Origin of the sequence: Acinetobacter sp. neg1, from assembly GCF_000788125.1 — a bacterium.
In the GTDB taxonomy this organism is placed as follows: domain Bacteria; phylum Pseudomonadota; class Gammaproteobacteria; order Pseudomonadales; family Moraxellaceae; genus Acinetobacter; species Acinetobacter vivianii.
This window is the reverse complement of the sequence record NZ_JSZD01000006.1, coordinates 410,934-433,837: the sequence shown is the minus strand read 5'-3', so window position 1 is coordinate 433,837 and position 22,904 is coordinate 410,934. Positions and strand designations below refer to the sequence as shown.

The 22,904-nt window shown below is 38.1% G+C and carries 26 protein-coding genes; 12 read left to right on the top strand and 14 right to left on the bottom strand.

Features of this window, described 5'->3' with window-relative positions; genetic code table 11:
- Positions 1-71: 71 nt before the first annotated feature.
- Complete coding sequence (locus PJ15_RS03040; RefSeq protein WP_047427847.1) at positions 72-737, top strand: SOS response-associated peptidase; 666 nt, start codon at positions 72-74, stop codon at positions 735-737.
- Positions 738-793: 56 nt separating this feature from the next.
- Here PJ15_RS03040 and PJ15_RS03035 read toward each other — a convergent pair whose 3' ends face one another.
- Both PJ15_RS03035 and PJ15_RS03030 read right to left on the bottom strand, forming a co-directional pair.
- Positions 794-1,258 carry a MarR family winged helix-turn-helix transcriptional regulator gene (locus PJ15_RS03035; protein ID WP_004772470.1) on the bottom strand — a complete coding sequence of 155 codons (465 nt, stop codon included), beginning with the start codon at positions 1,256-1,258 and terminating at the stop codon, positions 794-796.
- Positions 1,259-1,898: 640 nt separating this feature from the next.
- The gene (locus PJ15_RS03030) at positions 1,899-2,756 is read right to left on the bottom strand and encodes an alpha/beta fold hydrolase (RefSeq protein ID WP_047427844.1); all 858 of its coding nucleotides are present in this window, start codon (positions 2,754-2,756) and stop codon (positions 1,899-1,901) included.
- 134 nt (positions 2,757-2,890) lie between these two features.
- Between PJ15_RS03030 and PJ15_RS03025 the strand changes: the two genes are divergently transcribed.
- On the top strand, positions 2,891-3,346 hold the full coding sequence (locus PJ15_RS03025) for a hypothetical protein (RefSeq protein ID WP_047427842.1): 456 nt from the start codon (positions 2,891-2,893) through the stop codon (positions 3,344-3,346).
- Positions 3,347-3,359: 13 nt separating this feature from the next.
- Here the strand turns inward: PJ15_RS03025 and PJ15_RS03020 are convergent, their stop codons facing one another.
- Positions 3,360-3,620 carry a hypothetical protein gene (locus tag PJ15_RS03020; protein ID WP_004772467.1) on the bottom strand — a complete coding sequence of 87 codons (261 nt, stop codon included), beginning with the start codon at positions 3,618-3,620 and terminating at the stop codon, positions 3,360-3,362.
- A 426-nt stretch (positions 3,621-4,046) separates the two neighbouring features.
- A complete protein-coding gene (gene brnQ, locus PJ15_RS03015) occupies positions 4,047-5,348 on the bottom strand; it encodes a branched-chain amino acid transport system II carrier protein (protein ID WP_047427841.1) in 1,302 nt (433 codons plus the stop codon).
- A gap of 357 nt (positions 5,349-5,705) precedes the next feature.
- Here brnQ and map point away from each other — a divergent pair, with 357 nt between their 5' ends.
- Entirely contained in the window at positions 5,706-6,500 is a 795-nt protein-coding gene (gene map, locus PJ15_RS03010) for a type I methionyl aminopeptidase (protein WP_004772465.1), read from the top strand.
- A 30-nt stretch (positions 6,501-6,530) separates the two neighbouring features.
- Here map and PJ15_RS03005 read toward each other — a convergent pair whose 3' ends face one another.
- Positions 6,531-7,451: a LysR family transcriptional regulator gene (locus PJ15_RS03005; RefSeq protein WP_047427838.1), complete on the bottom strand. Its 921-nt coding sequence runs from the start codon at positions 7,449-7,451 to the stop codon at positions 6,531-6,533.
- A 55-nt stretch (positions 7,452-7,506) separates the two neighbouring features.
- Complete coding sequence (locus PJ15_RS03000) at positions 7,507-7,935, bottom strand: guanosine-3',5'-bis(diphosphate) 3'-pyrophosphohydrolase (RefSeq protein WP_047427834.1); 429 nt, start codon at positions 7,933-7,935, stop codon at positions 7,507-7,509.
- Positions 7,936-8,024: 89 nt separating this feature from the next.
- On the opposite strand from PJ15_RS03000, the gene PJ15_RS02995 reads away from it, so the two are divergent.
- Entirely contained in the window at positions 8,025-8,348 is a 324-nt protein-coding gene (locus PJ15_RS02995) for a hypothetical protein (RefSeq protein ID WP_047427831.1), read from the top strand.
- Between the two features lie 51 nt (positions 8,349-8,399).
- On the opposite strand, the gene grxD is transcribed toward PJ15_RS02995, so the two are convergent.
- A complete protein-coding gene (grxD, locus tag PJ15_RS02990; protein WP_004772459.1) occupies positions 8,400-8,741 on the bottom strand; it encodes a Grx4 family monothiol glutaredoxin in 342 nt (113 codons plus the stop codon).
- 163 nt (positions 8,742-8,904) lie between these two features.
- Here grxD and PJ15_RS02985 point away from each other — a divergent pair, with 163 nt between their 5' ends.
- Positions 8,905-10,119, top strand: coding sequence for an aspartate aminotransferase family protein (locus tag PJ15_RS02985; RefSeq protein WP_047427825.1), 1,215 nt, complete (start codon positions 8,905-8,907; stop codon positions 10,117-10,119).
- Positions 10,120-10,177: 58 nt separating this feature from the next.
- On the opposite strand, the gene PJ15_RS02980 is transcribed toward PJ15_RS02985, so the two are convergent.
- From PJ15_RS02980 to PJ15_RS02970, 3 genes are all read right to left on the bottom strand, one after another.
- Positions 10,178-10,609 carry a CBS domain-containing protein gene (locus tag PJ15_RS02980; RefSeq protein WP_004772457.1) on the bottom strand — a complete coding sequence of 144 codons (432 nt, stop codon included), beginning with the start codon at positions 10,607-10,609 and terminating at the stop codon, positions 10,178-10,180.
- 138 nt (positions 10,610-10,747) lie between these two features.
- A complete protein-coding gene (locus tag PJ15_RS02975; protein WP_032810616.1) occupies positions 10,748-11,125 on the bottom strand; it encodes a DUF2750 domain-containing protein in 378 nt (125 codons plus the stop codon).
- Between the two features lie 334 nt (positions 11,126-11,459).
- Positions 11,460-11,693 carry a hypothetical protein gene (locus PJ15_RS02970; RefSeq protein ID WP_004772455.1) on the bottom strand — a complete coding sequence of 78 codons (234 nt, stop codon included), beginning with the start codon at positions 11,691-11,693 and terminating at the stop codon, positions 11,460-11,462.
- Between the two features lie 226 nt (positions 11,694-11,919).
- Here PJ15_RS02970 and PJ15_RS02965 point away from each other — a divergent pair, with 226 nt between their 5' ends.
- The 4 genes from PJ15_RS02965 to PJ15_RS02950 all read left to right on the top strand — a co-directional run bounded on the left by PJ15_RS02965 (position 11,920) and on the right by PJ15_RS02950 (position 14,889).
- Positions 11,920-12,279, top strand: coding sequence for a hypothetical protein (locus PJ15_RS02965; protein WP_004772454.1), 360 nt, complete (start codon positions 11,920-11,922; stop codon positions 12,277-12,279).
- A 113-nt stretch (positions 12,280-12,392) separates the two neighbouring features.
- Positions 12,393-12,722 carry a hypothetical protein gene (locus PJ15_RS02960; protein WP_047427821.1) on the top strand — a complete coding sequence of 110 codons (330 nt, stop codon included), beginning with the start codon at positions 12,393-12,395 and terminating at the stop codon, positions 12,720-12,722.
- A gap of 116 nt (positions 12,723-12,838) precedes the next feature.
- Complete coding sequence (gene ftsY / locus PJ15_RS02955) at positions 12,839-13,960, top strand: signal recognition particle-docking protein FtsY (protein WP_004772450.1); 1,122 nt, start codon at positions 12,839-12,841, stop codon at positions 13,958-13,960.
- Positions 13,961-14,292: 332 nt separating this feature from the next.
- Positions 14,293-14,889: a nitroreductase family protein gene (locus PJ15_RS02950; RefSeq protein ID WP_004772449.1), complete on the top strand. Its 597-nt coding sequence runs from the start codon at positions 14,293-14,295 to the stop codon at positions 14,887-14,889.
- A 148-nt stretch (positions 14,890-15,037) separates the two neighbouring features.
- Here PJ15_RS02950 and PJ15_RS02945 read toward each other — a convergent pair whose 3' ends face one another.
- Complete coding sequence (locus tag PJ15_RS02945) at positions 15,038-15,526, bottom strand: pyridoxamine 5'-phosphate oxidase family protein (protein WP_047427815.1); 489 nt, start codon at positions 15,524-15,526, stop codon at positions 15,038-15,040.
- Positions 15,527-15,897: 371 nt separating this feature from the next.
- Between PJ15_RS02945 and PJ15_RS02940 the strand changes: the two genes are divergently transcribed.
- Together PJ15_RS02940 and PJ15_RS02935 are read left to right on the top strand one after the other, a co-directional pair.
- Complete coding sequence (locus PJ15_RS02940) at positions 15,898-16,359, top strand: hypothetical protein (protein WP_047429133.1); 462 nt, start codon at positions 15,898-15,900, stop codon at positions 16,357-16,359.
- Positions 16,360-17,548: 1,189 nt separating this feature from the next.
- Complete coding sequence (locus tag PJ15_RS02935; RefSeq protein WP_047427813.1) at positions 17,549-18,238, top strand: DUF2057 family protein; 690 nt, start codon at positions 17,549-17,551, stop codon at positions 18,236-18,238.
- Between the two features lie 92 nt (positions 18,239-18,330).
- Here PJ15_RS02935 and PJ15_RS02930 read toward each other — a convergent pair whose 3' ends face one another.
- From PJ15_RS02930 to PJ15_RS18775, 3 genes are read right to left on the bottom strand one after another with little or no spacing between them, the layout of a single operon-like run.
- On the bottom strand, positions 18,331-19,989 hold the full coding sequence (locus PJ15_RS02930) for a PepSY-associated TM helix domain-containing protein (RefSeq protein ID WP_047427810.1): 1,659 nt from the start codon (positions 19,987-19,989) through the stop codon (positions 18,331-18,333).
- 2 nt (positions 19,990-19,991) lie between these two features.
- Positions 19,992-20,279, bottom strand: a complete 288-nt coding sequence (locus PJ15_RS02925; protein WP_047427807.1) for a hypothetical protein — start codon at positions 20,277-20,279, stop codon at positions 19,992-19,994.
- Between the two features lies 1 nt (position 20,280).
- On the bottom strand, positions 20,281-20,538 hold the full coding sequence (locus PJ15_RS18775) for a hypothetical protein (protein WP_047427804.1): 258 nt from the start codon (positions 20,536-20,538) through the stop codon (positions 20,281-20,283).
- 168 nt (positions 20,539-20,706) lie between these two features.
- On the opposite strand from PJ15_RS18775, the gene PJ15_RS02915 reads away from it, so the two are divergent.
- A complete protein-coding gene (locus PJ15_RS02915) occupies positions 20,707-22,866 on the top strand; it encodes a TonB-dependent siderophore receptor (protein WP_047427801.1) in 2,160 nt (719 codons plus the stop codon).
- Positions 22,867-22,904: the final 38 nt, after the last annotated feature.

Genomic DNA, 22,904 nt, shown 5'->3' with positions numbered 1-22,904 from the left:
CTGAATAGAAAGAGGAGGGTTGATACCTCCTTTTTTTAACTTTATTTTCGAAGGTGAATACTCAACGAACTATGTGTGCCAACTTTAAACCACTGACAGATGAACAAGCGAAGCAGCTTGGTTTGCCTCCGATTCCATTTGAATATGTAGAAGAGGTTTATCCAAGCTATAAAACACCTTTGTTGTTTAAATCAGAACAAGGGTTTGAGTGGCGTGATGTGTTATTTGGTTTGGTGCCGAAATGGTCGGAAGATATCAATATTTCCAAACATACCTATAATGCGCGACATGAAACACTGTTTCAAAAACCGAGTTTTCTGGAGGCTGCTTCTAAATGTAAGTTTGGCGTCATTCCAGTCACTGAGTTTTATGAAAGTAAGTACATTGATAATAAACCGCAACGCTGGGCAGTACGCCGTAAAGATGGAAAGGCTTTCTTTATTGCGGCTTTATATGAGATCAGAAAGCTAAATGATCAGGTGATCCGCTCGGCCACCATGCTAACGATGGACGCCATAGACCACCCGATGATGAAGGATTTTCATGAACCAGGCGATGTCAAACGATCTGTAGTGGTGATTCCGCATGAGCGTTTAGATGAATGGTTAAGCTTAAAACAGCCCCATCAGCTTTATGATTTTATGAAGGGTTTCCCTGTGGAAGAGTTTGAGTGTCTACATGTTCCCAAAGCAAAAATAGAGAAAGTGACACCGCAGTTAAATATGTTTGATTTTTAATTTTCAAATAAAAAAGGCTTCATGATGGAAGCCTTTTTTTATCTTTTATCATTGTATTAACGTGCAAGATTTTTAAACATATGACGCAGAATTTCCATGGTCTTTTCAATTTGCAATGGTGTTAAACCGTCAAAAGATTGTTCTAGTATGACTGCAGTCAGGTCATTGATCTTGGTAATCATTTCTTGACCTTTTTCAGTAAGATAAACACGAGTAATACGTCCATCTTCCTTGCATGAATAGGTGTCAATATACCCTTCATCTTTCAGGCGATAAACGATCTTGGTGGTGGTCGACATTTTTGAAATGACCATCTCGGAAAGTTCGGATACGCTGGCATGCGGTTTGACGTGCAGGGCAATCAAAATACGACGACGTGAATTGTCTAGACCGTACTTTTTCAACACATTGTCGATGTTTTGGACATACTGAGCATTTACTTGAGAAATCCAGTAAAAAGGGAAGTCTTCCAGATTAAATGAATCGGCTGTAGGTAAAAAACGCGCATATTTTTTTGGCATTACTTATTTCCTATGCTTGCACAAGGAGCTAATCCAATTTAGCTCTTAGATTCCATGAAATGTCTACAATTTGCCTGTTAACAAAAATCCTTTTCCTGATTTTTTTAACATCCCATTTTTAACATCTTTGCCTAAAGATAATCTTTAAATTATCTTTGTTCTGAATAGAGAAGTCATCATAAAATTCACATAAATCAGCTATTAAAGATGAACTATCCAGTCGTCTAACCCTAAAGGGAGTTCTACAGTTTCGCATTGCTGCTTGTTTATAGAATACTCGTATTGTAGAAAAAAAATACGAATTTTGACGTGACATTTTTATAAAAATTTCTGTCTAAAATGTCATAAATATATAAAATCAATATATTTATAAAATAAATAACGCTTAAATAAATAGCGAATACATGAGTTTGTCTTGATCAATTGGTTAAAATATAGCACATCAATTTTTTTTAAAAAGATGAATAAATACATTCTTTGTCACACTTTTCTATTAAATTTCTAAAAAATCGAGTGTGTAGTCGGTTAAATAACGTTATTTAAGACGATAGATCCCATAAAAAACGCACCTAAACAGGATTACAGGTTTAGATGCGCAAAAGTAAACTGGTTGTTGTGTTCGCTTTTTATCTGGTCATGGTCAAATCCGTAATTCATTTTCTAATATTGGCCAGATCTTCTGATGAGATTTCTTGAACATCAGCATATGTCCAATTTGCTTATAACCAAGCTGTTGCGGATTCAGTTCAATTAATTTTGTCTCTGCATTCGGATATAAACGAAGCAAATCTTTAACATTGGTATGTGTCGCAATTTCATCATCTGTTGCCCAGAATGATATAATAGGGCATTGAATTTGCTGATGATAATCTTCAAAGATACTTTTTCCTATAGCATTCATTACATAACCAGGTTTGCTACAAAACTCTGCCCATTGTCGTGCAACATTCTTTGGCAGATTTTCACCCATTCCGATGAATTGGGTCGCGCCATAACCTTTAAAAAAGCTAGAAACAGGAAAAATGACATTGAACATGAGTGGTGCTAGAACTTTGGTTTTACCTTTGAGTCCTTTTACGTGGCCCGTTGAGCCAGCAATAGCTAATACTTTTGCAACCTTGTGATAATTTGATGCAATACCAAGCAACTGTCCGCCAGCACTATGACCTACAATAATGATTTTCTCTGCTTGGGTACGATTCAACAATGCTTCTATCGCAGCAGGAATATCATAAATTCCCCAGTCATTAATGCTTGCTGTGGAGTCTTTTAGTGGACCATGTAGTGATTCTCCAATTCCTCGAAAATCAAAACTCAGTACTTGATAACCTTGCTGGTTCAGCCATTCGGCGAATGCATGATAAAAGTTTTTGGTAATTCCTGTTGCTGGGCAGATCAAAACTGGATAGGGCTTATCAGAATGTTCTGTTGGATAGAACTGGGCAGCAAGTTGATAGCCATCTTTACAACTGATCCAAAAAGATTCAACGCTATTCATGGAGAAAACACTCTTATGTATTTATCTTTATACTTTACATAAGTTCCAAAAAGAAACCTGATTAAAAAATGACTTAAAAGTCAAATTTTATGTAATATAGGCGCCTATAAGAAATTAGGATATAGGGAAATAAGATGTATGTTTTAAATACAGCAACACAATTTGCAATTGTATTTAGTGGGATTTTTCTATGGGTGGGGATGCTTACAGGTGTTTGGAAATATTATCAAATTAGACAATCTGAGCTGGCGAGAGCACATTATTATGTAGATATCGCGCATCGGAGTAGTCTGCTTTATGCGCCAGCAAGTCTGATTTTAGCGGTACTCAGCTATTTTACGGTTTTATCGGATGAGATCGTTTTATTCTGTGTGATTGCTAATTTATTCTTTTTTGCGATGTCGATCTTGATGTATATACTGCATGGCTTATTAAAAGATACGACCAATCAATTTAAGCAACCGCATAAAGTAGGGCGGTTAAATTTGCCTGAATGGTGTATGACATTGATGATGCTCAGTTTAATTATTGTCGAGTTAGGCGCTACAACAGTGTTGTTATTCGGAACAATTGCTCAGTTTTTAAATTAAAAAAAATGGATGATTACTCATCCATTCTCCCTAGAGAATTTTTTTGGCGTGCTGCGCTTAACTGTCGAAACTTTCGATCGACGATCGCCCACATACAAAAGGCAACAGAGACAATCAATGCATATGCAAAATATTCGGGTTTTAAATTACCTTTAATTGTGCCTTGGAACAGCAACGTTACCATTAAGGCTAGCGTTGTCGTTGCATATACTATTGTATCATTCGCCTTCAGAGCGTTAATGAAGACTTGCTTGTTGAAATGTATTGATAACATCTCCATCCCTCCTTGTTGTGACGACAAAACCATGCGTTTTTGTCTGAATTGTTTTTTAAGTTGTACTGCTATTTTCTGAGCATTTCAATAGCAAAAAGGGGTATTTTGAAAATAAATTTTGGAATGTATTGATTTATATAACTTTAAAGTATTTTTTATATTAATTTATGGTATTTTTTAGTTAAATATTGGTCGATATTTTTACATTATGAAATATTTATGACAGCTATATAAAATGGGTTATAGCGCTTATTTTAGAAATATCGGGTATCATAAAAGGATAGAAAACAGTGTGATTTTACGCGGTTTTTAACGGATAAAAAAGAAAGATTTGTCGTAAACAAAAAATGAACGTTGGATAAAAGGACATTTTCTGCATAGCTAAAATCATGTTTGGGTAAAACATCACTTTAACGACAAATCATTTTACTTCTTCTGAGCTAAAGCTCGGTCAACCACAATTGCAATCACCAGAACAGCCAATGATGGGAGTAACCATGCAAGGTTTTGTTCATTTAAAGGTAAATGCTGAATAAAGGTTGGGAGTTGTGCTGTAAAACCTGCGGCTTTAATCGCTTCAACAATACCAAAAAGGAAAGCTACGGCTGTTACTGAACCTACGACGATCGAAGGATTATTCCAGCGTTTCCAGAAAAAGCTGAGCATGATCACAACAATTGCTGGTGGATAAATTGCACTGAGTACAGGTACAGAGAATGCAATTAGCTTGGTTAAACCTAGATTGGAAATTAATAATGAGAAGCCAGTGAGAATGAAAACAAGTAATTTATATGATAAACCTGTTAATTCATTGAAATATTCTGCACAAGCACAGGTCAATCCAATCGCAGTAACCATACACGCAAGGAAAATCAGACAGGTGAGGAAGTAAGAACCATAATCACCAAATGCATGCTGTACATAAGCATGGAGGATAATCGCACCATTGGCTGCATCAGGTGCAACTTCGTGACTACCTAAACCAAGTTTAAATAAGCTGACATAGACAAGGGTAAGTCCAACACCAGCAATTAAGCTTGCGATAATCGCGTATTTGGTAATGAGTTTGGTATCTGTAACGCCACGAGATTGAATCGCTTGAATAATCACAATACCGAATACCAGAGCGCCCAAGGTATCCATGGTGAGGTAACCACTGACAAAACCTTCAGAAACCGGACTGCTTACATAGTTATTCACCGCAGGCGAGATAAGACCTGTTGGAATAGCAAAAGCTGCAATACCTAAAATTGCCAGTGCAATAATTTTTAAAGGTGCAAGTACATGACCTACAGTGTCGAGCAATTTGTTTGGGTACAATGAAACCGCAGTAACAAAAGCAAAATAAACAATACTATAGATAAAGAGGCTACTACCTGAGGTACCAAAATAAGGAGCAAAGCCAATTTCATAAGAAACGGTTGCTGTACGCGGAGTCGCGAATAGCGGCCCTACAGTTAAGTAGCAAGCAATGGTGAGCAGTAGGCTAAAGAAACGGCCAAGCGGAGAACTAATGATTTCGATCGAGCCTTTCATGCGAGATAAAGCCATGATCGTAATAACAGGTAAACCAACTGCGGTGATTAAGAAACCGAAAGCGGCAAGCCAAACATGTTCACCAGCCTGCTGAGCAACGATAGGAGGAAAGATAATATTGCCTGCGCCAATAAATAACGCAAAGGTCATAAAACCTAAAGCAATGATATCTCCTGTACGAAGTTGATTCATAAAGAGGGAGGCATAAAATAAAAGTGCAAATTTTAGAATAAAAAAGCGTTCATTTGAAACTAATTTATGTGAAAATTGTTTGTTTTTTGACTAAAAAGAAATTATTAAAATCATATAATTAGATGTGGTAAAGCTAATGCATTGAAAAGGTTTTTAAAACTCCGAAAATAAAAAGTGCTGATGTCTTTTCTCAATCAGCTTAATCGAAATTAAATGTAAAATAAAAATGGTCTTTTAGTCTTAAAAAGATTGAAGATTTGCATGCAAGGGCGTACAACTATTGAAATACTTTATGCAGCCCTAATATTTTTGCTTGCATGTGAAATTAATCTGATAGATGAATAAGGAAAATCTCGAATGAGAGCTTCTACTGTGACCATTAAAACTGAACAAGATCTTGAGAAATTAAGAATCTCAGGTCGTTTGGCGGCACAAGTGTTAGAAATGATTGGTGCTTATATTAAGCCTGGCGTTTCAACTGAATATTTAGATGATATCTGCAATGATTATATCGTGAATACCTTGCAGGTGATTCCAGCCAATGTTGGCTATCACGGTTTTACCAAGACAACCTGTATTTCTGTCAATGAAGAAGTGTGTCATGCCATTCCTTCTGCCAAAAAGATTTTGCAAGAAGGCGATATCTTGAATATCGATGTGGCTGTGATTAAAGATGGCTATTTTGGCGATACTAGTCGCATGTATTTTGTCGGTGAGCCGAGTCCTGAAGCCAAGAAACTGGTTGAAACAACCTACGAAGCGATGTTAGCTGGTATTCATACCGTTAAACCTGGTGCAACATTAGGTGATATTGGTCATGCGATCCAGACAGTTGCCCAAAATGCAGGCTATAGCATTGTTCGTGAATATTGTGGACATGGCATCGGCCGTATCTATCATGAACAGCCGAATATTTTGCATTACGGACAAAAAGGCCAAGGGATGGTTTTGAAAAAAGGCATGGTCTTTACCATTGAACCGATGGTTAATGCAGGCAAGCCGCATGTGAAAGAGTTAAATGATGGCTGGACTGTGGTCACCAAAGACAAGTCACTTTCTGCACAATGGGAACATATGGTTGCGGTGACTGATGACGGTTTTGAATTACTTACCCCGTGGCCAGAAGGTACAGGGCATTATCCAGCAGTTTAATTGTGTTGTGATACAGCAAAGGCTCGATGGTTAATCGGGCCTTTTCTTTGTTGAGCACTGTGTTAATTGCTCAACCAGATAATCAATAAATACACGTACGGCAGGTAACAAGCCGCGACGAGACGGATAGACTGCATGGAAAACACCATGTGGCGCTGTCCATTCAGGTAGTACAGTCACCAGTTGTCCAGTCTTAACAAAGTCTTGTGCAATGCTGTCCGGTAATAAAGCGATCCCGCAGTTTTGTGTTGCCAGCTCTGCCAACATTAAAAGATTTGATCCCATAATGACAGGATTCACCTTAATCTTTTTCTGCTGATGATCTGGGCCAGTTAACAAGAATTGCTGGTCAAGATGATCTTCTGACATACTGATAATTCGATGTTCGGCGAGCTGTTCTGGCGTTGTCAGATTACCAAACTCATTTAAATAGGCTTGACTGGCAAAAAGACGTTGTTCAATCGCTTCAAACTGTCGTAGTACCAGATTCGGATCATCATCTAATTTAGAACGCACTCGTAAAGCCAGATCAATTCCTTCATTAATGACATCGACTCGACGATTGCTTACCAACATCTGAACACGTACTTCAGGATATTTTTTCAAGAAAGCAGGCAGGATTTTCGCCATCTGGTTCTGGGCAATATCGACAGGCACACTGACTTTAATCACACCACGTGGCTGACTACTTAAATGATTCACCACATCATGTGCCGCTTGCGCTGCATTCATCATGACTTGCGCGTGGCGATAGACATCCATCCCGATATCAGTCACTGCGAAATGACGCGAACTACGCTGAATCAGACGTACACCAAGTTGTTCTTCGAGGTTATATACCCGACGGCTTAATTTTGATTTTGGAATGTCAGTCGCACGTTCAGCTGCACTAAAACCACCATGCTCAACCACAAGCGCAAAGCAATAAAAATCATCTAAATCCGTTAGCATTACGCTATAAACTCCAGCTTATTGTGTTCAGGTTAAATCATTATAAATGCAATTATTAAACATTTTGGGATAATAATATATCTCGAACCTGTTGATATTCTTTCAATCGTTCAAAATCTTTCATTGTCGGATACTGAATCCGCGACAAGTCCATATTGTCTGTGATATCAGCTAATTTAACAACACGTGCAATGGGATTCTGTACAGTCCGTTGGGCCGCTTGTATTCGGGATTCTCCCTCCTGCTTGGTAAGGGAAATAATTGCGTCGATCAGATGTGTCTGAAAACCTAATCTATAGAGTTCATCAATCGTGGTTGTTGTGTCTTCTAAAATATCATGTAAAACAGCAACGATTTTGTGCTCAATGTCTGGCACGTTCAACATGACTCTTAATGGATGCAGAATATAGGGCGCATTAGCTTTATCCACTTGGCCTGCATGCCGTTCTGCTGCAAGTGAAATCGCCCGTTCAAGTGTTGCCATGATTGCAACCCTCCCATTCAAAAGTATTGAAGATAGATTCGGGCATCATATTCTTTTAAACTGCATGAAACTTTTGATGCTTTATTATTATGTCATACCAACTGATTAACATTGCCGATGCCACCCAAAATATTGCCTGTCCATATTGCCAGCATGCAGTTTTAGACTGGGATCAGGAACAATATATTCAACCTTGTGAACATACCTTGTTTATGGCAATGGATTTAGGTTTTGAATTTATCGCAGATCGTTTTGATGAGGTTTTGTCACAATCGGTTGATGAAATTCATGAAGATCCAAATATGAATATTTTTGCAACGGTGAGTCAGGCAAATTATCCTGAAATGCAAATTTATAAAGCTGATTTAGGGGTAGAAGGCTTATTTCGCTATGTAGGCTTTAGTCCAAACTAATGACCATCCAATAAAAAAGCCAATCATTTGATTGGCTTTTTACTTTACAACTTATGCTTCTGGAGCAGGGCTGTACTGTTCAACCAATGGCTTTAATTCACCATTCTGGAACATTTCAAGCATAATATCACTACCGCCAATAAGCTCGCCATTTACCCAAAGTTGTGGGAAAGTAGGCCAGTTTGCAATTTGCGGTAAAGTTGCACGAATATCTTGATTTTCCAAGATATTTACATACGCAAATGGACGACCAATTTGGCTAAGTGCTTCTACTGCACGAGCAGAAAAACCACATTGCGGGAATTGTGGAGTGCCTTTCATGTAAAGTAAAACAGGGTGTTTCGCAATTTGATCACGAATTAACGCTACTGTATCACGCGCTTGTTCCGTCATAGATAGATCCTCTACTAATCTCCCTGCATTATACCTAAAAAATGGCGTGACGGAGGATTGCAAAAGATTTTTCTTGTATAAATGTGACTTTAAGCTTTCAATCTATGCAAGTTTTTGCTTATATAACTTTTTTCACCACAACTACCGATAGATTGAGTTTGTTATGACTAATATCACTCTTGCTCCTGTGCAACCTGATCAACCCACACATCTTATGGCGACTTATGGTCGCCAGGCGATCAGCTTTGTACGAGGGCGAGGGGCGTATTTATATACAGCAGATGGCACTGAGTATTTAGATGCACTAACAGGTATTGCAGTATGTGGATTAGGGCACGCACACCCTGTCATTGCTGAAGCAATTGCTGAACAGGCTGCAACTTTAGTACATACCAGTAATTTATTTGAAATTCCTTGGCAAACTGCGGCAGCACAGAAACTCGCTGAAGTTTCTGGAATGGAAGAAATCTTCTTCTCAAATAGTGGGGCGGAATCCAATGAAGGTGCAATTAAAATTGCGCGTAAGTTTGGTTCACAACAAGGCATTGCCAACCCTAAAATTTTAGTGGCAGAGCAGTCTTTCCATGGTCGTACACTTGCAACCTTATCCGCAACAGGCAATAAGAAAGTACAGGAAGGTTTCGCACCCTTGGTGGATGGCTTTGTTCGTGTTCCGTTTGGAGATGTTGAGGCGATTCAAGAAGCAGCCATTACACATCCAGATATCGTTGCCATCCTGATTGAGCCAATTCAAGGTGAAGGTGGGGTGAATACTGCACCTCAAGGCTTTAGCTATCTAGAAGATGTGCGTGCTTTATGTAATCAGCATAACTGGCTGATGATGCTGGATGAGATCCAGACTGGTAATGGTCGTACAGGCAAATATTTTGCTTATCAGCATACCAATATTATTCCTGATGTCATGACCACAGCAAAAGGTTTGGGGAATGGTTTTCCTGTGGGTGCGGTGATGACACAAGGTAAGGCGGTAGGCTTACTTGGCGCAGGAAGCCATGGTTCAACCTATGGTGGTACAGTGCTGGGTTCACGTGTGGTATATACCGTGCTTGATACATTGGAAACGGAAAATGCTGTTGAAAATGCGGCAACAGTGGGTGCTTATATTGTTGATCAGTTAAGAGCGCAATTGACGGATCATCATGTACAGGTACGTGGTTTCGGGATGATGATTGGTATTCAATTACCAAAAGATTGTGCTGAGCTGGTTGCAATTGCGCGTGATGAATATAAGTTGATTGTGAACGTGACGGCTGGTTCAGTTGTTCGTTTACTGCCGCCTTTGAATATGACGCAAGCGCAAGCCGATGAATTATTGCAACGTCTTGTTCCAGCCATTCAAAATTTTCTAAAAGCTTAATCTGTAATAAGTAACAAAAAAGGGCAATTGATTTGCCCTTTTTTGTTTTTGATTAAAATTAACCAGAAATATATTGTTGAAGCTGCTCAATCAGAATGCGTTGATCATCCATCGCTGCTTTTACCAGATCTCCAATCGAAATAAAGCCCACTAACTTTTCTTGATCCAGTACTGGAAGATGACGTAAATGGCGATCGGTCATGAGGTTAAGACATTCTTCTACCGTATGATTAAGACTGACTGAAATGACTTTCGAGGTCATAATGTCTGCAACAGGCGTGTTATTTGATGAACGTTCCATTAAGGCAATTTTACGCGTGTAGTCACGTTCAGAGAAAATTCCAACAACTTTTTCATCTTCAGCAACAACCAGAGCACCGACACCTTTATCGGCCATGATCTTAATTGCTTCAAGTACAGTCGCATTTGGTGAGATTGTAAAAATTGATTGTACTGCTTTATTCTTGATGACTTGAGCAACGATTGTCATTGTTTATCCACCTGTGTTGTATTGTCATTTTCATTTAACTTAACGGTATTTTTTTTAATTGCAAAGTGCTAATTTCACTCCAATGATAACTTTTTCTCATAAATGCTCAAAAAGTCATCACTGGCGTTAAATCATGTTTTAAGCAGGTATAACTGCTTCACGTGGCATAAAAAAGAAATGCTGCATTTGCTGTGTTGAGAGCTTAAATTTGCGGTGTGATGAGTTGAATAATGCTGGCTCAACCTGCAAGCGGGTTAAAGTGGGAAGCAATGACTCATGAAAATCCTTAGGGGTAATTTTCCGTGGCGTGTAGTGTTTCCAGTTGGCTTTGGCATAACGATGGGCTTGTACACCATTGAGCCAGAAAGGGAAGACATGACCGTCCTGATCCGATTTGATTGCCCAACCTTCGTGGTAAAGGCCCCAAAGTGCACCACAGTACATCATTGTTTTTAGAATTGAAATTTTAATCATCAACTCTCGTGAAACCGGCTGAAAATGGTTAAAGCGATACATTTTATTGAACTAATATTCTTAAACTTATGGTTCATTATAAGAAATCTAGATGTCATTTATGTTTAACAATTGACTAAAATCGTAAGCAAATATTGTAGTTACTTAGAAAATTGAGTGATTAGTTCTTTAATTTTGTAAGCTAAAGCTTTGGATAAAATAGAGTTATTGTGTTTTTATCGGTCGGGAAATTCGATCAAGAGAGGGCAATGTTTTAATGCAGTACGAGTGAAAAAGAGGAGATCATCTTACTAATTATAGTTTAACAGGCATTAAAAAAACGCCACCTGAGCAAATCAAAGCGATGAAAGCTTTGATATAGCGCAAGGACGTTTCTTTAAGCTTGAAGGGTTGCCATCTTCTGCCAATACTGAGCTTTCAAGGAATCACGTTCTACTCGGAAGCCTTGATAATACAATTCTGCTAAAAATAGTGCCGCTTTACCGTGACCTGCTTTAGCGACTTCCTCAAGCTCTTTTACTGCATCTTGGAAGTTTTTTTGCGATTGAATTGTATTGACCGCATTTGCATATAGATGCTCTAGTTCATGGTGTGTAAAATGTTGAATCATATAATAACTCCTTATTTTAATTATGATTACCGCAAATTCTATCCAAAGTTACTCTACTTTGAATTTAAGCTACTTTAACTTAGAATTATTAAAGTAATATGACAAATTGATGGAATTGTCAAATATATTCAGCAATTTTGCGTAAATAAAAGCTTACACGATTAAACATTTACCACAAATAATTTTAAGTAGAATCAAAGTGAGAATAAGAGAAAAGGAGAATAACATGTCAAATGTGATTGATGGTGTGAACGTTGATGTTCCTCCATTAGAAAGCCAAATCATTGCGCTTGCTCATCATCATCGTAAATTACTTGATGAAGCGATCTTTCATCAGGAAATTCATTTAGGTGATTATTGTCTGGCACAGCGTAAGCGTGTTTATGACTTTGCCAGCCATTTAAGCCCTGAACAAAAAGACCGTTTTTATAAAATTTATGATGGCGAGCTGAAGAATATTGCCGATGACGATGATTTACATCCTGCTGATGCAGAAAGTGGGGTGGGGATGTTTGCGATTTTCATTGTTCTCGTCATCATTGCATTCATTCTGTACTTTGCTTTTGTTCGCTCGCTGGTCAGTTAATCACAGCTAAAGTTGTTTGCACGTTCAATAAGTTGTGGAATTGTGACTTATTGAACGTTGTACTTGTCCTAAGCGAATCAGAGACATACACTACCTCTAATTCGAGGTAGGTTATGTTGTCTATACTTTCTAAACATAAAGTGATGCAATCCAGATTAGGATTCAAACTGGACCAATTTTATAATATTTTGGTCGGTATTATTATTTTGTCCATTTTTATACTTGCGTATAACGCATTATTACGTCCAATCAATGCATCGCAATATCAGCAAGTGGTGCAGTTTGCTCATCAGGCCAGCCATCCAAGAACCCAGCATATGGCGCATGATGTTTTAGACCAGACGCCAATTCGTCGTCTAGATTATTTAAAGTTATTAAATGCTTATCAATTTGAATCAAGCCGGATTAGACAATATCCTGCGATGGCGAAAGAAGATGAGTGAGTTTTAATCGACTCATTTTCATTATAAATGAATCAATTGTCCCATTCGGGAAAACGATAGCAATTTATGCTAGACTGGCCCCATTTTAAAAGCTGCTTTACTCTCAAGGAATCGACATGCAACAGCAATCGAATATGCAAAATAAATTCTTGATAAATGCTGACATCGGTGATGACGATGTAACATTACCAAGTCTACCTGCTGTCGATGTTCCCATTATAGAGCCAGCTGTACAGCAAACAGTTGAAACCCCTGTAGTAGCACCAGTCGTTGAGCAACCAGCATCGGCAGCTGTTGAAGAAGAAGCCAAATCAACAGGCTTCTTTGGTCGTATGAAAGATGGTTTGACGAAAACCCGTCGTAGTTTTACGGATGGTATGGTCAATATTCTGATTGGTGGCAAAGAAATTGATGACGAATTACTGGAAGAAGTTGAAGAACAACTTTTAGTTGCAGATATTGGTGTTGATGCGACCAAAACTATTATTGCCAATTTGACTGAACGTACTGCTCGTGGTGATTTGATTTATTCGCATGCTTTATACAAGGCACTTCAGGAAGAACTGGTTGCTTTGCTAGCTCCACGTGTTAAACCACTGCATATTGATCCGAATAAATCACCGTATGTGATTTTGATGGTAGGTGTAAATGGTGTAGGAAAAACCACAACCATTGGTAAACTGGCGAAGCGTTTACAAGGTGAAGGCAAGAAAGTGATGTTGGCTGCGGGCGATACATTCCGTGCAGCAGCAACTGAACAATTGCAAATTTGGGGTGAGCGCAATGACATTCCTGTTGTGGCTCAAGGTCATGGTGCTGATAGTGCTTCTGTGATTTTTGATGCATTTGAAAGTGCGCGTGCCAAAGGCATTGATGTATTGATTGCAGATACCGCTGGTCGTTTGCAAAACAAAGCCAACTTGATGGAAGAGTTGAAAAAAGTGAAACGTGTGATGCAGAAAATTGATGCAACTGCTCCACATGAAATCATGCTAATTGTAGATGCTGGTACAGGTCAAAATGCGATTAATCAGGTTCAGCTTTTTGATGAGGCTGTTGGTCTAACAGGCATTACCATCACCAAACTGGATGGTACTGCAAAAGGTGGCGTATTGTTCAATATCGCAAGTCGTACTCACGTGCCGATTCGCTATATTGGTGTTGGTGAGAAGATTGATGATTTACGTCCATTCTCGGCTAAATCATTCGTTGCTGCGTTATTTGAAACAGACAAATAAATTAGATTCTAATATGAAATAAAAGCCGAGTTTTCGGCTTTTTTTCTTTTTAAAAACAAGATTTAGCTGGCAATATCATTGCGTGATTGCGAATCATTCTACTGAAAGAGATAGAGTGGAACAGAACAAAATAATAAGATTTGCAAGGGCCGAGAGCTAGAAGTCAACCCATTAAAGCCCAATTACATCTGAACCAGAACAGTATATTAATTAGCATTGTTTCAAAAAAAGAACGATCTGTTATGTTTTTTGGTCTATTCCTAAAAAATACCTCGTTATACACTACATTCAATCCAAGATAACGCCTCAGAGCACAAGGTAGGAATAACAACATGAGCAACTTCTTAAATAGTATTAAATCACGCCGTACAATTTATGCGATTGGTAAAAACCTGACAGTAGACCAAGCGACAATTGAAGAAACGATCCGTGAAGCTGTAAAACAAAGCCCATCATCATTCAACTCACAAACTTCACGTGTTGTGACTTTATATGGTGAATCACATGCAAAATTCTGGGAAATCGTACGTGAAACTTTACGTAAAATGGTTCCAGCTGAAGCTTTCGCGAATACAAGCGCGAAAATTGATAGCTTTGCAGCAGGTTTTGGTACAGCGTTATTTTATGAAGATCAAGATGTTGTAAAGGGTCTACAAGAGCAATTCGCGCTATATGCAGATAACTTCCCAGTATGGTCTGAACATTCAAGTGCAATTGCCCAATTTGCAACTTGGACTGCTTTATCTGAAATTGGTGTTGGTGCGTCATTACAGCATTACAACCCAATTATTGATGCAGAAGTTGCAGAAACTTTTGATATTCCTGCAAACTGGAAATTACGTGCTCAGCTTGTATTCGGTTCAATCGAAGCTGCTGCTGGCGATAAAACATATATGGATGATGCAGCACGTTTCAAAACTTTCAACTAAGTTTAGATCGGGCATCAAAAAAAGAGCACTTTATGTGCTCTTTTTTATTGGAGTAAAAAATTTCTCTTTTAAACTTATACGCTGTTAGAGGAGTATTTCATTGAGAGAAGACAAATCAGGTGCCGTCTTGTAAGAAAGTTCATTAAATTTACAGGGAGATATTTTTCGTTGTGCCAAGCTCCTCAGATTCTCCTGTAATAGAAGCTTTAGCAAGTTTGAATAGGGTTGCTACTTTACCTGAACCTTTCCAATATTGAGCGCCGTTGCAGATCACACGAAGTAGTTGAATATCTGGGTCAGATTTACCATGTTCAAAGAATGCTTCATAGGCAGGAGACCAGATCTGATCAAGAATCGCAGGATCGACGACACACTCAGCGATACCATTAATCGAAACATAATCATTATTCGATATATTGCTATATCCCAAATTGACTTGGTTATTTAGCGGAATACTTTTCACCAGTTCAGAACTTTTAGAACCTAAAAACCATACGACCCCATTAAAATCTGTATCTTGGGTGGTCATTGGGACAGAGTGTAAGTGGCCTTTTTCAGAGATGAAAGTAACCATGGCAAATTTAATGCCTTTAAGCAATTGATTTAATTCTTGATATTCATTGTTTAGGTTGTTCATACCGAAGTTCTCCTACGTTTGATTTCTCAATATCCATGAAAACAAAAAAGTAGAGGGTTTCGGTTTGTGGCGCATTTGTTTTATCCATCTAGAAATGATGACTTCGTGTTAATTAAATTATTAAAAAATATTTAAAACCAGTTATTTCAATTGCTTTGGGAAGCTTGTCTTATATTTCGCGGAAAGCCCTTTGTATGCTTTTTAAGTCAATTAGATCTGTGACTTACTGAAATACCAGTAACTTTAAGAGGCAGTTATGATTTGTTGGTTTAATCATAAGTTTTTGTTTTTATAGCACTTAATTTGAAATAATTATGTGAAAAGTGTAAAATATACACTTGTCTTTATTTGTTTGTTTATTGGGTGGCTTGGTGAAAAAAATATTAATTCTTCTTATAAGTACGGTGATTTCTGGTTCAGTTTATAGTGCAGATGACTTATTTAATAAACCTCAATCTATATTGATTCTGCAAAACGACGAACCTCAATATCAAATCGAGAGTAGTGAACAAGTTGATTTCTTTGAATCATTGAAGCAGCAAGAGCAAGATCGTCTAAGTCAACGCACTCAAGATTTAGAAAACCTGAATGAAATTCAATCAATTACTTCTAATATGAGTCCTCATGACAGAGCGCAGTATTATCTTGAGCATCGACATTTGGGTGCTTTAGATGCGCATGGGCAAGAGCAGCAATTCAACTCACTACAGAAGGCTCGAAATAGAGGTATGATTTCAAACCAAGATTATCAACAAAAAATTATGAAACATAGTCCATTACCTTTAGAGCATAGAAGTAATCAGTTTAAATTATCAATTCCGATTGGAGATTAAGGCGACTGATTTCTGATGTAATTGGGTGGACTGATTACTTTTCCACCCAAAGCTTCCGTAATAATGACATCTGACTTACATTCATTAGCTATTTGCATAGGACAGGTTATTCAAATTATTTATTCGCCCTTAAAAGCTGAATGGCAATGCGACCTATAATTAAGTTTTTCCCCAGAGTAGACACTCTCTATGCATGGAGCTTATCCTTTTAAATTATCTATAAAAACAAGCTCAATACTGTAGATTTGAATTGAGTATTTTTGACCATTTGGTAAAATAATGGAGTAAGGTACTGTTTTGGGGTGCTTTATTTTACTTTTCAAGGGGTTGAAAATTATGAATATTATCAAGTTTTTAAAAAGCTTTAACACAATTGGGGCTTATCTGATTGTTGCAAGCGTTGTGCTTGTCATACTTATTTTATATTTTTATTTCATTAATCCAAATTAAGTATTAATCAATGTTAAGCAAAGCCACTTTCGGGTGGTTTTTTACTGCTTATATGTTCTTGCGAAAGAGACAAGATGTTTCAGTGCTTACAATGTGGTAATAATTTAAACACGATAATTACAATCCGATTACGAATTATTACACTTAATCTGATATAAAAATTTTAACGAGAAGAGGTTGATAATTATGAATATTTTTAAGTTTTTGAAAAGCTTTAATACGGTAGATTTTTATCTGGTTATTGCTAGTCTTATGCTGGCGGCACTTATATTTCTATTTTACTTTGTGAGTCCAAATTAACACCTAACGAAGTATAGTCTGGCATTTTTTATACCCTAAATTGCAAGATTGGTGTAATCATTATTTTTACCAAGTCCATTAGATCATATGATGTAAAAGTGTTTAAGGAATTGTTAGAGGGTACCAATCGCGAAAAGTTACAGAAAACCTTTTTAGAGAAAATCTTGAATTGCAATCTGAATTATTAAAACGCAATAAAATCAAAAAATAAATAATAATAGGGTTGTATTAAGGGGTTGTAGATATCAAAGAATGTTGAAATCTTGGTCTCTTAACACTAAGTTTTAGATAAAGCTTTTTTTTGTTGGTTTGAAGCTGTACTTATCTTAAAAAAGCTAAATTGTTGCAATAGGCAGTTTTAACTTTTGTCATAAAATCGTCATAATCGCATTGCATAGTGCATACGGTTTCATAAATTGTTTATAACGAGAAGAGTCTAATGTCTTTAAGAGTTGGTGTTGCTGCTTTCGGGTTATTATTAAGTAGTTCAGTGTTTTCAGCAGTTACAATCACTGCACCTGAAGAAATCGTGATTCTTGCTGTAAATGGTCAAGAAGTGAATAATGGATTAATTCCTTCAAAAAACAATAACTATCAGGTCGATCCGGGTAATTTAGTAGTTAATGTTCGTTATCGCGAATATTTTGAGCATCTGAATGGTGAGCATGACATCCTTAAGTCAGGTGTCGTCACGATTCAGGCACCGAACCTTCAAGATAATCAAACTTATACTTTAGGTTTGATCAACGCACCTAAAGATTTTGAAGCCGCAAAGAAATATGCTGATCAGCCTACGGTTGCTTTATATGATCAAAATAAAAAGCTTGTCGTTCAACAAACGGGTGCGAACAATGAAGCACAACCTTGGTTCTCAGGCAATAATTTTTTAAGCCGCACTCTGGATTTAACCCAAAAGAATAAAAACAATGTTGCCAATCAGCCAGCGCCTGTTTACTCAGGCACTGCTACACAAACAGCAGTTGTTGCGACTGCACCTGTTGCTGTAACAACAGCAGCTCAAGTAGGTGCAACCAAGACAACCGATCAACAAATGGCAGAATTATGGCAAAAAGCATCGAAAGCTGAACGTCAAAAATTCATGGCGTGGTTGGCTGGACAAAGCAACTAAATCTCATATCAATAAAAAGGCCGATGATATCATCGGCTTTTTTACGCTTTTAAAAATAATTAGACTATTTTATCTCTGGATCTACGAATAAGTTAGACCTGATTTTCTGTAAGAACTGAATGATCCTGTTTTTGATTGGACCAGATTGAACCTACGGGTGCGCTTAGTGCTCGATCTCTTGCTTGTTGATAAAAGCGTAAAAACAGTAAAGAGAAGCATACTGCAACAATATCTATCCAGATTAAATATCCTGTTGAATGCCATAACCCTTGAATAGGAAATAGGTAAGTGAGAACAGAAGTTGTTGGAATAAGCAATAAAATCACCGCAATTGCAAAGAAGAGTTGAGGTAATGCTTTGGCTGCTCCAATTAGAAAGCTGTATAAAATACAAGCAATAAACACAAAATAGTAGCTGTACATGAATACATGGTTATGACTTTGTAATTGCATTGGTATGACGTAGGCCCAGCGTCCAGCCAGCATGCTCACAAATATTGCCAGCATACAACCGAGACATGCGCCGATCGTAAGATTAGCAATAAACATCACATCCTTACGTTGTTGTGGAGCTGGCAGATTAGGATTTTTCTGTTTCCGTAAACGGGTTTCAATCCAAAGGATATTGCCAGAATAAAATAAATAAGCTCCACCTAAACCAAAGATGAGATAAATCCAACGAATGGAATCGCCACCATAATTTCCAAAATGTAGTGCGAACATAGAACGGATCAGTGATGCAGCCGAGCTTTCTTCTGTTGATAGGGTTTTGGTTGGATAAGGTGAATCTTGATAAGGATTAAAATTCATATAATCAAAAGTATCGCCCCTTAGCATGCGATCTGGATGATATAGTGCAACGAACGCAGAGGCCCGTCCAGGATGATCCAGCTGGTTGAAACGGATACCATCAATGCGATAATCAGGTGCAGCTTTCTGTATATTCTGAAAAATCTTTTCTACATCGAGCTGTGGTGCTGGATCAACAATTTTTACCGCAGGCGGTCGTTCAAAAAGTGGTTTGTCTTTTGAGACCAGCTGGCTGAGTGCGCCATAGAAAATATCATGAAAGGCAAAAACAACGACGGTAATACTGATAATAATATGAAATGGTAAGCTGGTGATCCCGATAACATTATGGGTATCTAACCAAAAACGTTTCTTATTTTTACCTGGACGGACAGCAAAATAATCTTTGATTAATGTTGGCAATAACACGATCAGACCAGACATAATTGCAAGAAAATATAGAACTGAAACCACACCCATCACCATAACACCCGCGGTATGATGTCCCATCATGCCTGGAATACCTGCGGTTTCATGAAGTTGCTCAATCAGCCAGCCTAATTTAGACACATTCACTTGTTGAGCAATCAACTGACCATTGGCATCGAGTGTTGCCAACATACTGGTTTGAGCAATATCAATTCCATGATGATCATCTTCTGGCTCATGTGCTGCTTCCCATTGAATCGGCGCATTATGTCCTTCTGGTGAGCTGAAACTGAGCGTAAAGGCTTTCTTTGTCTCTGGATATTGTGCCTGCACCTGTTCAACGAGCTGGTTATATTGGTTAGGTTGAATGGCTGCTAGTTTTTGTTGAGGAGGTGTTGCCCATTGACTCAATTGATGTTGAAACATGGTTAAACCACCCGCAAAAAAACAGATAAACAGAAGAATACCTGCGCTGATTCCGACCCATGTATGAAGATTTTTACCTGTTTTAATGATATCTGCGCGAACTTTCATTTTTAACCTCTCAACCAGACCAACAGGGCATAAGCAAGCACATTCGCGATACTGAAAATCAGCATCGTTTGCCAACCTTTCGGAATGAAATAGGCAATAAAGAAAGCAAATAGCCAGAACCACGGGATCGACCACATACCTAATTGAGGTGCAATAGAGGAGTCCGAGTTTGACTTGTTGAGTAGAACGATAATTGCACCCATTGCCATGGCAAAGCTCAAGCCAAGAAAGAAACCGGCAAACGTTTTTGTCCACCAGTCTGGTTGTAATTTTTGTTTCAGCATATCCATTTTAATTTGACCTTTTCATGAGCATCAGCAGAGGAGCGAATGACCAGACTAGTGTCGCAATTGCAAGCCAGATCAAGATTGCCACGAGTAAAGGCAACGCATAAAGCAATATGCTTAAACCAATCAATAAACCGATTATGGCCGTATAAAAAAAATAACGACTCAGTTGGTTTTTTAAGAAATTTTGATTGGGATGGCTGAGATAAAGACCGATACAGGATAAAAGTGTGACAGTGATCCCGATTAGTTTTAAAGTCATATGTGAAATCTGCAAATAGTAATGATAATAATTATTGTTTAAATTTTAGCAAAATTAAAGCCTATATTCAAAAACTTAATCAAATCCAAAAGGAACAAAGGAAATCATTGTTATTGATAATCATTTGCATTTATGTAGAATGTAAAAAAATATTTTCAGGGGGAAAGAATGAAGCACCATCATTTATATACTGCGATCATGTTTGTTTTGGCTGGTCAATATCACAATGTCGCATGGGCAAATGATTCTCGTGTGGACCAAGAGAGCAATAATGTTTTACCCACAATTCATTTAAAAGCAGAACAAGCAGATCCATCCTATACCGTAAAAAAATCAAAATCTGCGACGAAACTTGATTTATCTCTGAAAGAAACACCTCAGAGTGTCACGGTATTTACAGCACAACAAATCGAAGACCAAAACCTGAATAGTACCAATGATGTCTTGGCTCAGACTGCTGGTGTCACCATGGTTCAGTATGGGCAATTGGGTGCGGGGTATAACACTTATTATTCACGAGGTTTTGCAATCACCAATGTTCAACGCGATGGAATACCAACATCAACTGCTTCTTTTGGTGGTGCAGATATGTTTGGTCTTGAAGATTCAGCACTTTATGAACGTATCGAGGTGACCAAAGGCGCTACAGGTTTGACCAGTGGATCAGGCAATCCAAGTGCCAGCATTAACTATGTACGAAAACGTCCTACAGCAGAGGTAAAAGGGGCCGTTAATGTACAAGTGGGTAATTGGGATCGGTATCGGAGTCAAATTGATGTAAGCGGTGGGCTAAATCAGGATAACTCGATTCGTGGTCGTACCGTCGCTGTTTATGAGGAAGGCGGCAATCAACAGGATCGGTTTCATCGTCAAAATGCAGTGATTTATGGGGCTTTAGATGTTGATTTAAGCGATAAAACAACGCTTACTACGGCTCTTACAGCACAACAAGTCAAAATTGATGGGGCGACGGCGCATGGTTTTCCATTTATAACGCATGATGGACAAAAACAAGTAAGTTTTGGGAGAAAAGATAATCCTGCGGCAAACTTTACCTTTAGTGACACTGAGAAATTAAATATTTTTCTAGGCCTTGAACATCAGTTTAATGATAACTGGCAGGCAATTGCGAATTATGCATTTACCAAAGCAAGCAATAAACGTGAGTATGGCGTCGCTGGATCTGGGGGCATTACTTATGATAAGCCGTATAGCGTGAATAAAACCTTAACCTTACAACCAGGACAAATGGTGGTGACGAGTGGGCGTTTAGAAAGTACACCAGAGGTACATTCCCTAGATTTATATACATCAGGAAAGTTTCAGGCATTTGGGCAAGAACATGATGTTAGTTTTGGGGTAAATGGTTATCGGATTCAATCAGATGATCCAACTTTCAACCGTTATTATGTCGTTGAAAATATTGCAGGTTGGAATGGCAAGAGTCTGAGACCTGATATAAAACAAAGTGGCCGTAATCTTGTAGATGAGCAGCAATTAGGTGCCTTTGCCGCTGCGAAATTACAATTGCTTGATCCATTAAAACTGGTATTAGGTACACGTTTTAGTAACTGGGAACGTAAAACCACGGATAATGAACAAAAACAGAATGGGGTTTTTACGCCGTATGCAGGTTTAATTCTTGATCTGACGAAGAATGTATCTGCTTATAGCAGCTATACCACAATTTTTAATCCTTCTTCTCGAAAAGATAAAAATGAAAACTATCTAGATCCAGAAGAGGGCAATAGTTTTGAGGTGGGTCTAAAAGCAGATTTTTATGAAGGGCGTTTGAATGCAAGTGCTGCCTATTTCTCAATGAAACAGGATAACTTTGCAATTCAGGATACCAGTGCCGGAACAGCAGAGTTGGATTTTCAGCCTTATATTGCTGTAGATGGTGCGAAAGTGAAGGGCTATGAATTGAGTCTTGCTGGTGAAGTTTTACCAGATTGGAATATTCAGGCTGGCTATACTCATACTGATGCTAAAAATCAGAATGGTGAGATTCTGAATCCTATTTTACCAAAGAATACCTTTAAATTATTTACCACATATAAGCTGGATAAGATCACTTTAGGCGGTGGTGTGAATTGGCAAAGTGAAATTTATGATGCCGCTTCCGCAAAAGCTGGGGGCTTAGCTGCTCAATTGAACAGACAAGACAGCTATGCGTTGGTCAACTTGATGGGGCGTTATCAAATGACTCCAGATGTCAGTCTTGGTTTAAATGTGAATAATTTATTTGATAAAGAGTACAAGGCAAATACTACAAATACGTGGGGTGTGGCGCGTAACTTTACAGCTTCAGTGAATTTTAAGTTTTGATGATTTGATAAGTCAGCCAAAATTAAAAAAGCTGCCAG

Bases quoted from the DNA above. Each gene is read 5' to 3' on its own strand.
- PJ15_RS03040 (WP_047427847.1), top strand. From the start codon at position 72: ATGTGTGCCAACTTTAAACCACTGACAGATGAACAAGCGAAGCAGCTT.
- PJ15_RS03035 (WP_004772470.1), bottom strand. From the start codon at position 1,258: ATGCCAAAAAAATATGCGCGTTTTTTACCTACAGCCGATTCATTTAAT.
- PJ15_RS03030 (WP_047427844.1), bottom strand. From the start codon at position 2,756: ATGAATAGCGTTGAATCTTTTTGGATCAGTTGTAAAGATGGCTATCAA.
- PJ15_RS03025 (WP_047427842.1), top strand. From the start codon at position 2,891: ATGTATGTTTTAAATACAGCAACACAATTTGCAATTGTATTTAGTGGG.
- PJ15_RS03020 (WP_004772467.1), bottom strand. From the start codon at position 3,620: ATGTTATCAATACATTTCAACAAGCAAGTCTTCATTAACGCTCTGAAG.
- brnQ (WP_047427841.1), bottom strand. From the start codon at position 5,348: ATGAATCAACTTCGTACAGGAGATATCATTGCTTTAGGTTTTATGACC.
- map (WP_004772465.1), top strand. From the start codon at position 5,706: ATGAGAGCTTCTACTGTGACCATTAAAACTGAACAAGATCTTGAGAAA.
- PJ15_RS03005 (WP_047427838.1), bottom strand. From the start codon at position 7,451: ATGCTAACGGATTTAGATGATTTTTATTGCTTTGCGCTTGTGGTTGAG.
- PJ15_RS03000 (WP_047427834.1), bottom strand. From the start codon at position 7,935: ATGGCAACACTTGAACGGGCGATTTCACTTGCAGCAGAACGGCATGCA.
- PJ15_RS02995 (WP_047427831.1), top strand. From the start codon at position 8,025: ATGTCATACCAACTGATTAACATTGCCGATGCCACCCAAAATATTGCC.
- grxD (WP_004772459.1), bottom strand. From the start codon at position 8,741: ATGACGGAACAAGCGCGTGATACAGTAGCGTTAATTCGTGATCAAATT.
- PJ15_RS02985 (WP_047427825.1), top strand. From the start codon at position 8,905: ATGACTAATATCACTCTTGCTCCTGTGCAACCTGATCAACCCACACAT.
- PJ15_RS02980 (WP_004772457.1), bottom strand. From the start codon at position 10,609: ATGACAATCGTTGCTCAAGTCATCAAGAATAAAGCAGTACAATCAATT.
- PJ15_RS02975 (WP_032810616.1), bottom strand. From the start codon at position 11,125: ATGTATCGCTTTAACCATTTTCAGCCGGTTTCACGAGAGTTGATGATT.
- PJ15_RS02970 (WP_004772455.1), bottom strand. From the start codon at position 11,693: ATGATTCAACATTTTACACACCATGAACTAGAGCATCTATATGCAAAT.
- PJ15_RS02965 (WP_004772454.1), top strand. From the start codon at position 11,920: ATGTCAAATGTGATTGATGGTGTGAACGTTGATGTTCCTCCATTAGAA.
- PJ15_RS02960 (WP_047427821.1), top strand. From the start codon at position 12,393: ATGTTGTCTATACTTTCTAAACATAAAGTGATGCAATCCAGATTAGGA.
- ftsY (WP_004772450.1), top strand. From the start codon at position 12,839: ATGCAACAGCAATCGAATATGCAAAATAAATTCTTGATAAATGCTGAC.
- PJ15_RS02950 (WP_004772449.1), top strand. From the start codon at position 14,293: ATGAGCAACTTCTTAAATAGTATTAAATCACGCCGTACAATTTATGCG.
- PJ15_RS02945 (WP_047427815.1), bottom strand. From the start codon at position 15,526: ATGAACAACCTAAACAATGAATATCAAGAATTAAATCAATTGCTTAAA.
- PJ15_RS02935 (WP_047427813.1), top strand. From the start codon at position 17,549: ATGTCTTTAAGAGTTGGTGTTGCTGCTTTCGGGTTATTATTAAGTAGT.
- PJ15_RS02930 (WP_047427810.1), bottom strand. From the start codon at position 19,989: ATGAAAGTTCGCGCAGATATCATTAAAACAGGTAAAAATCTTCATACA.
- PJ15_RS02925 (WP_047427807.1), bottom strand. From the start codon at position 20,279: ATGGATATGCTGAAACAAAAATTACAACCAGACTGGTGGACAAAAACG.
- PJ15_RS18775 (WP_047427804.1), bottom strand. From the start codon at position 20,538: ATGACTTTAAAACTAATCGGGATCACTGTCACACTTTTATCCTGTATC.
- PJ15_RS02915 (WP_047427801.1), top strand. From the start codon at position 20,707: ATGAAGCACCATCATTTATATACTGCGATCATGTTTGTTTTGGCTGGT.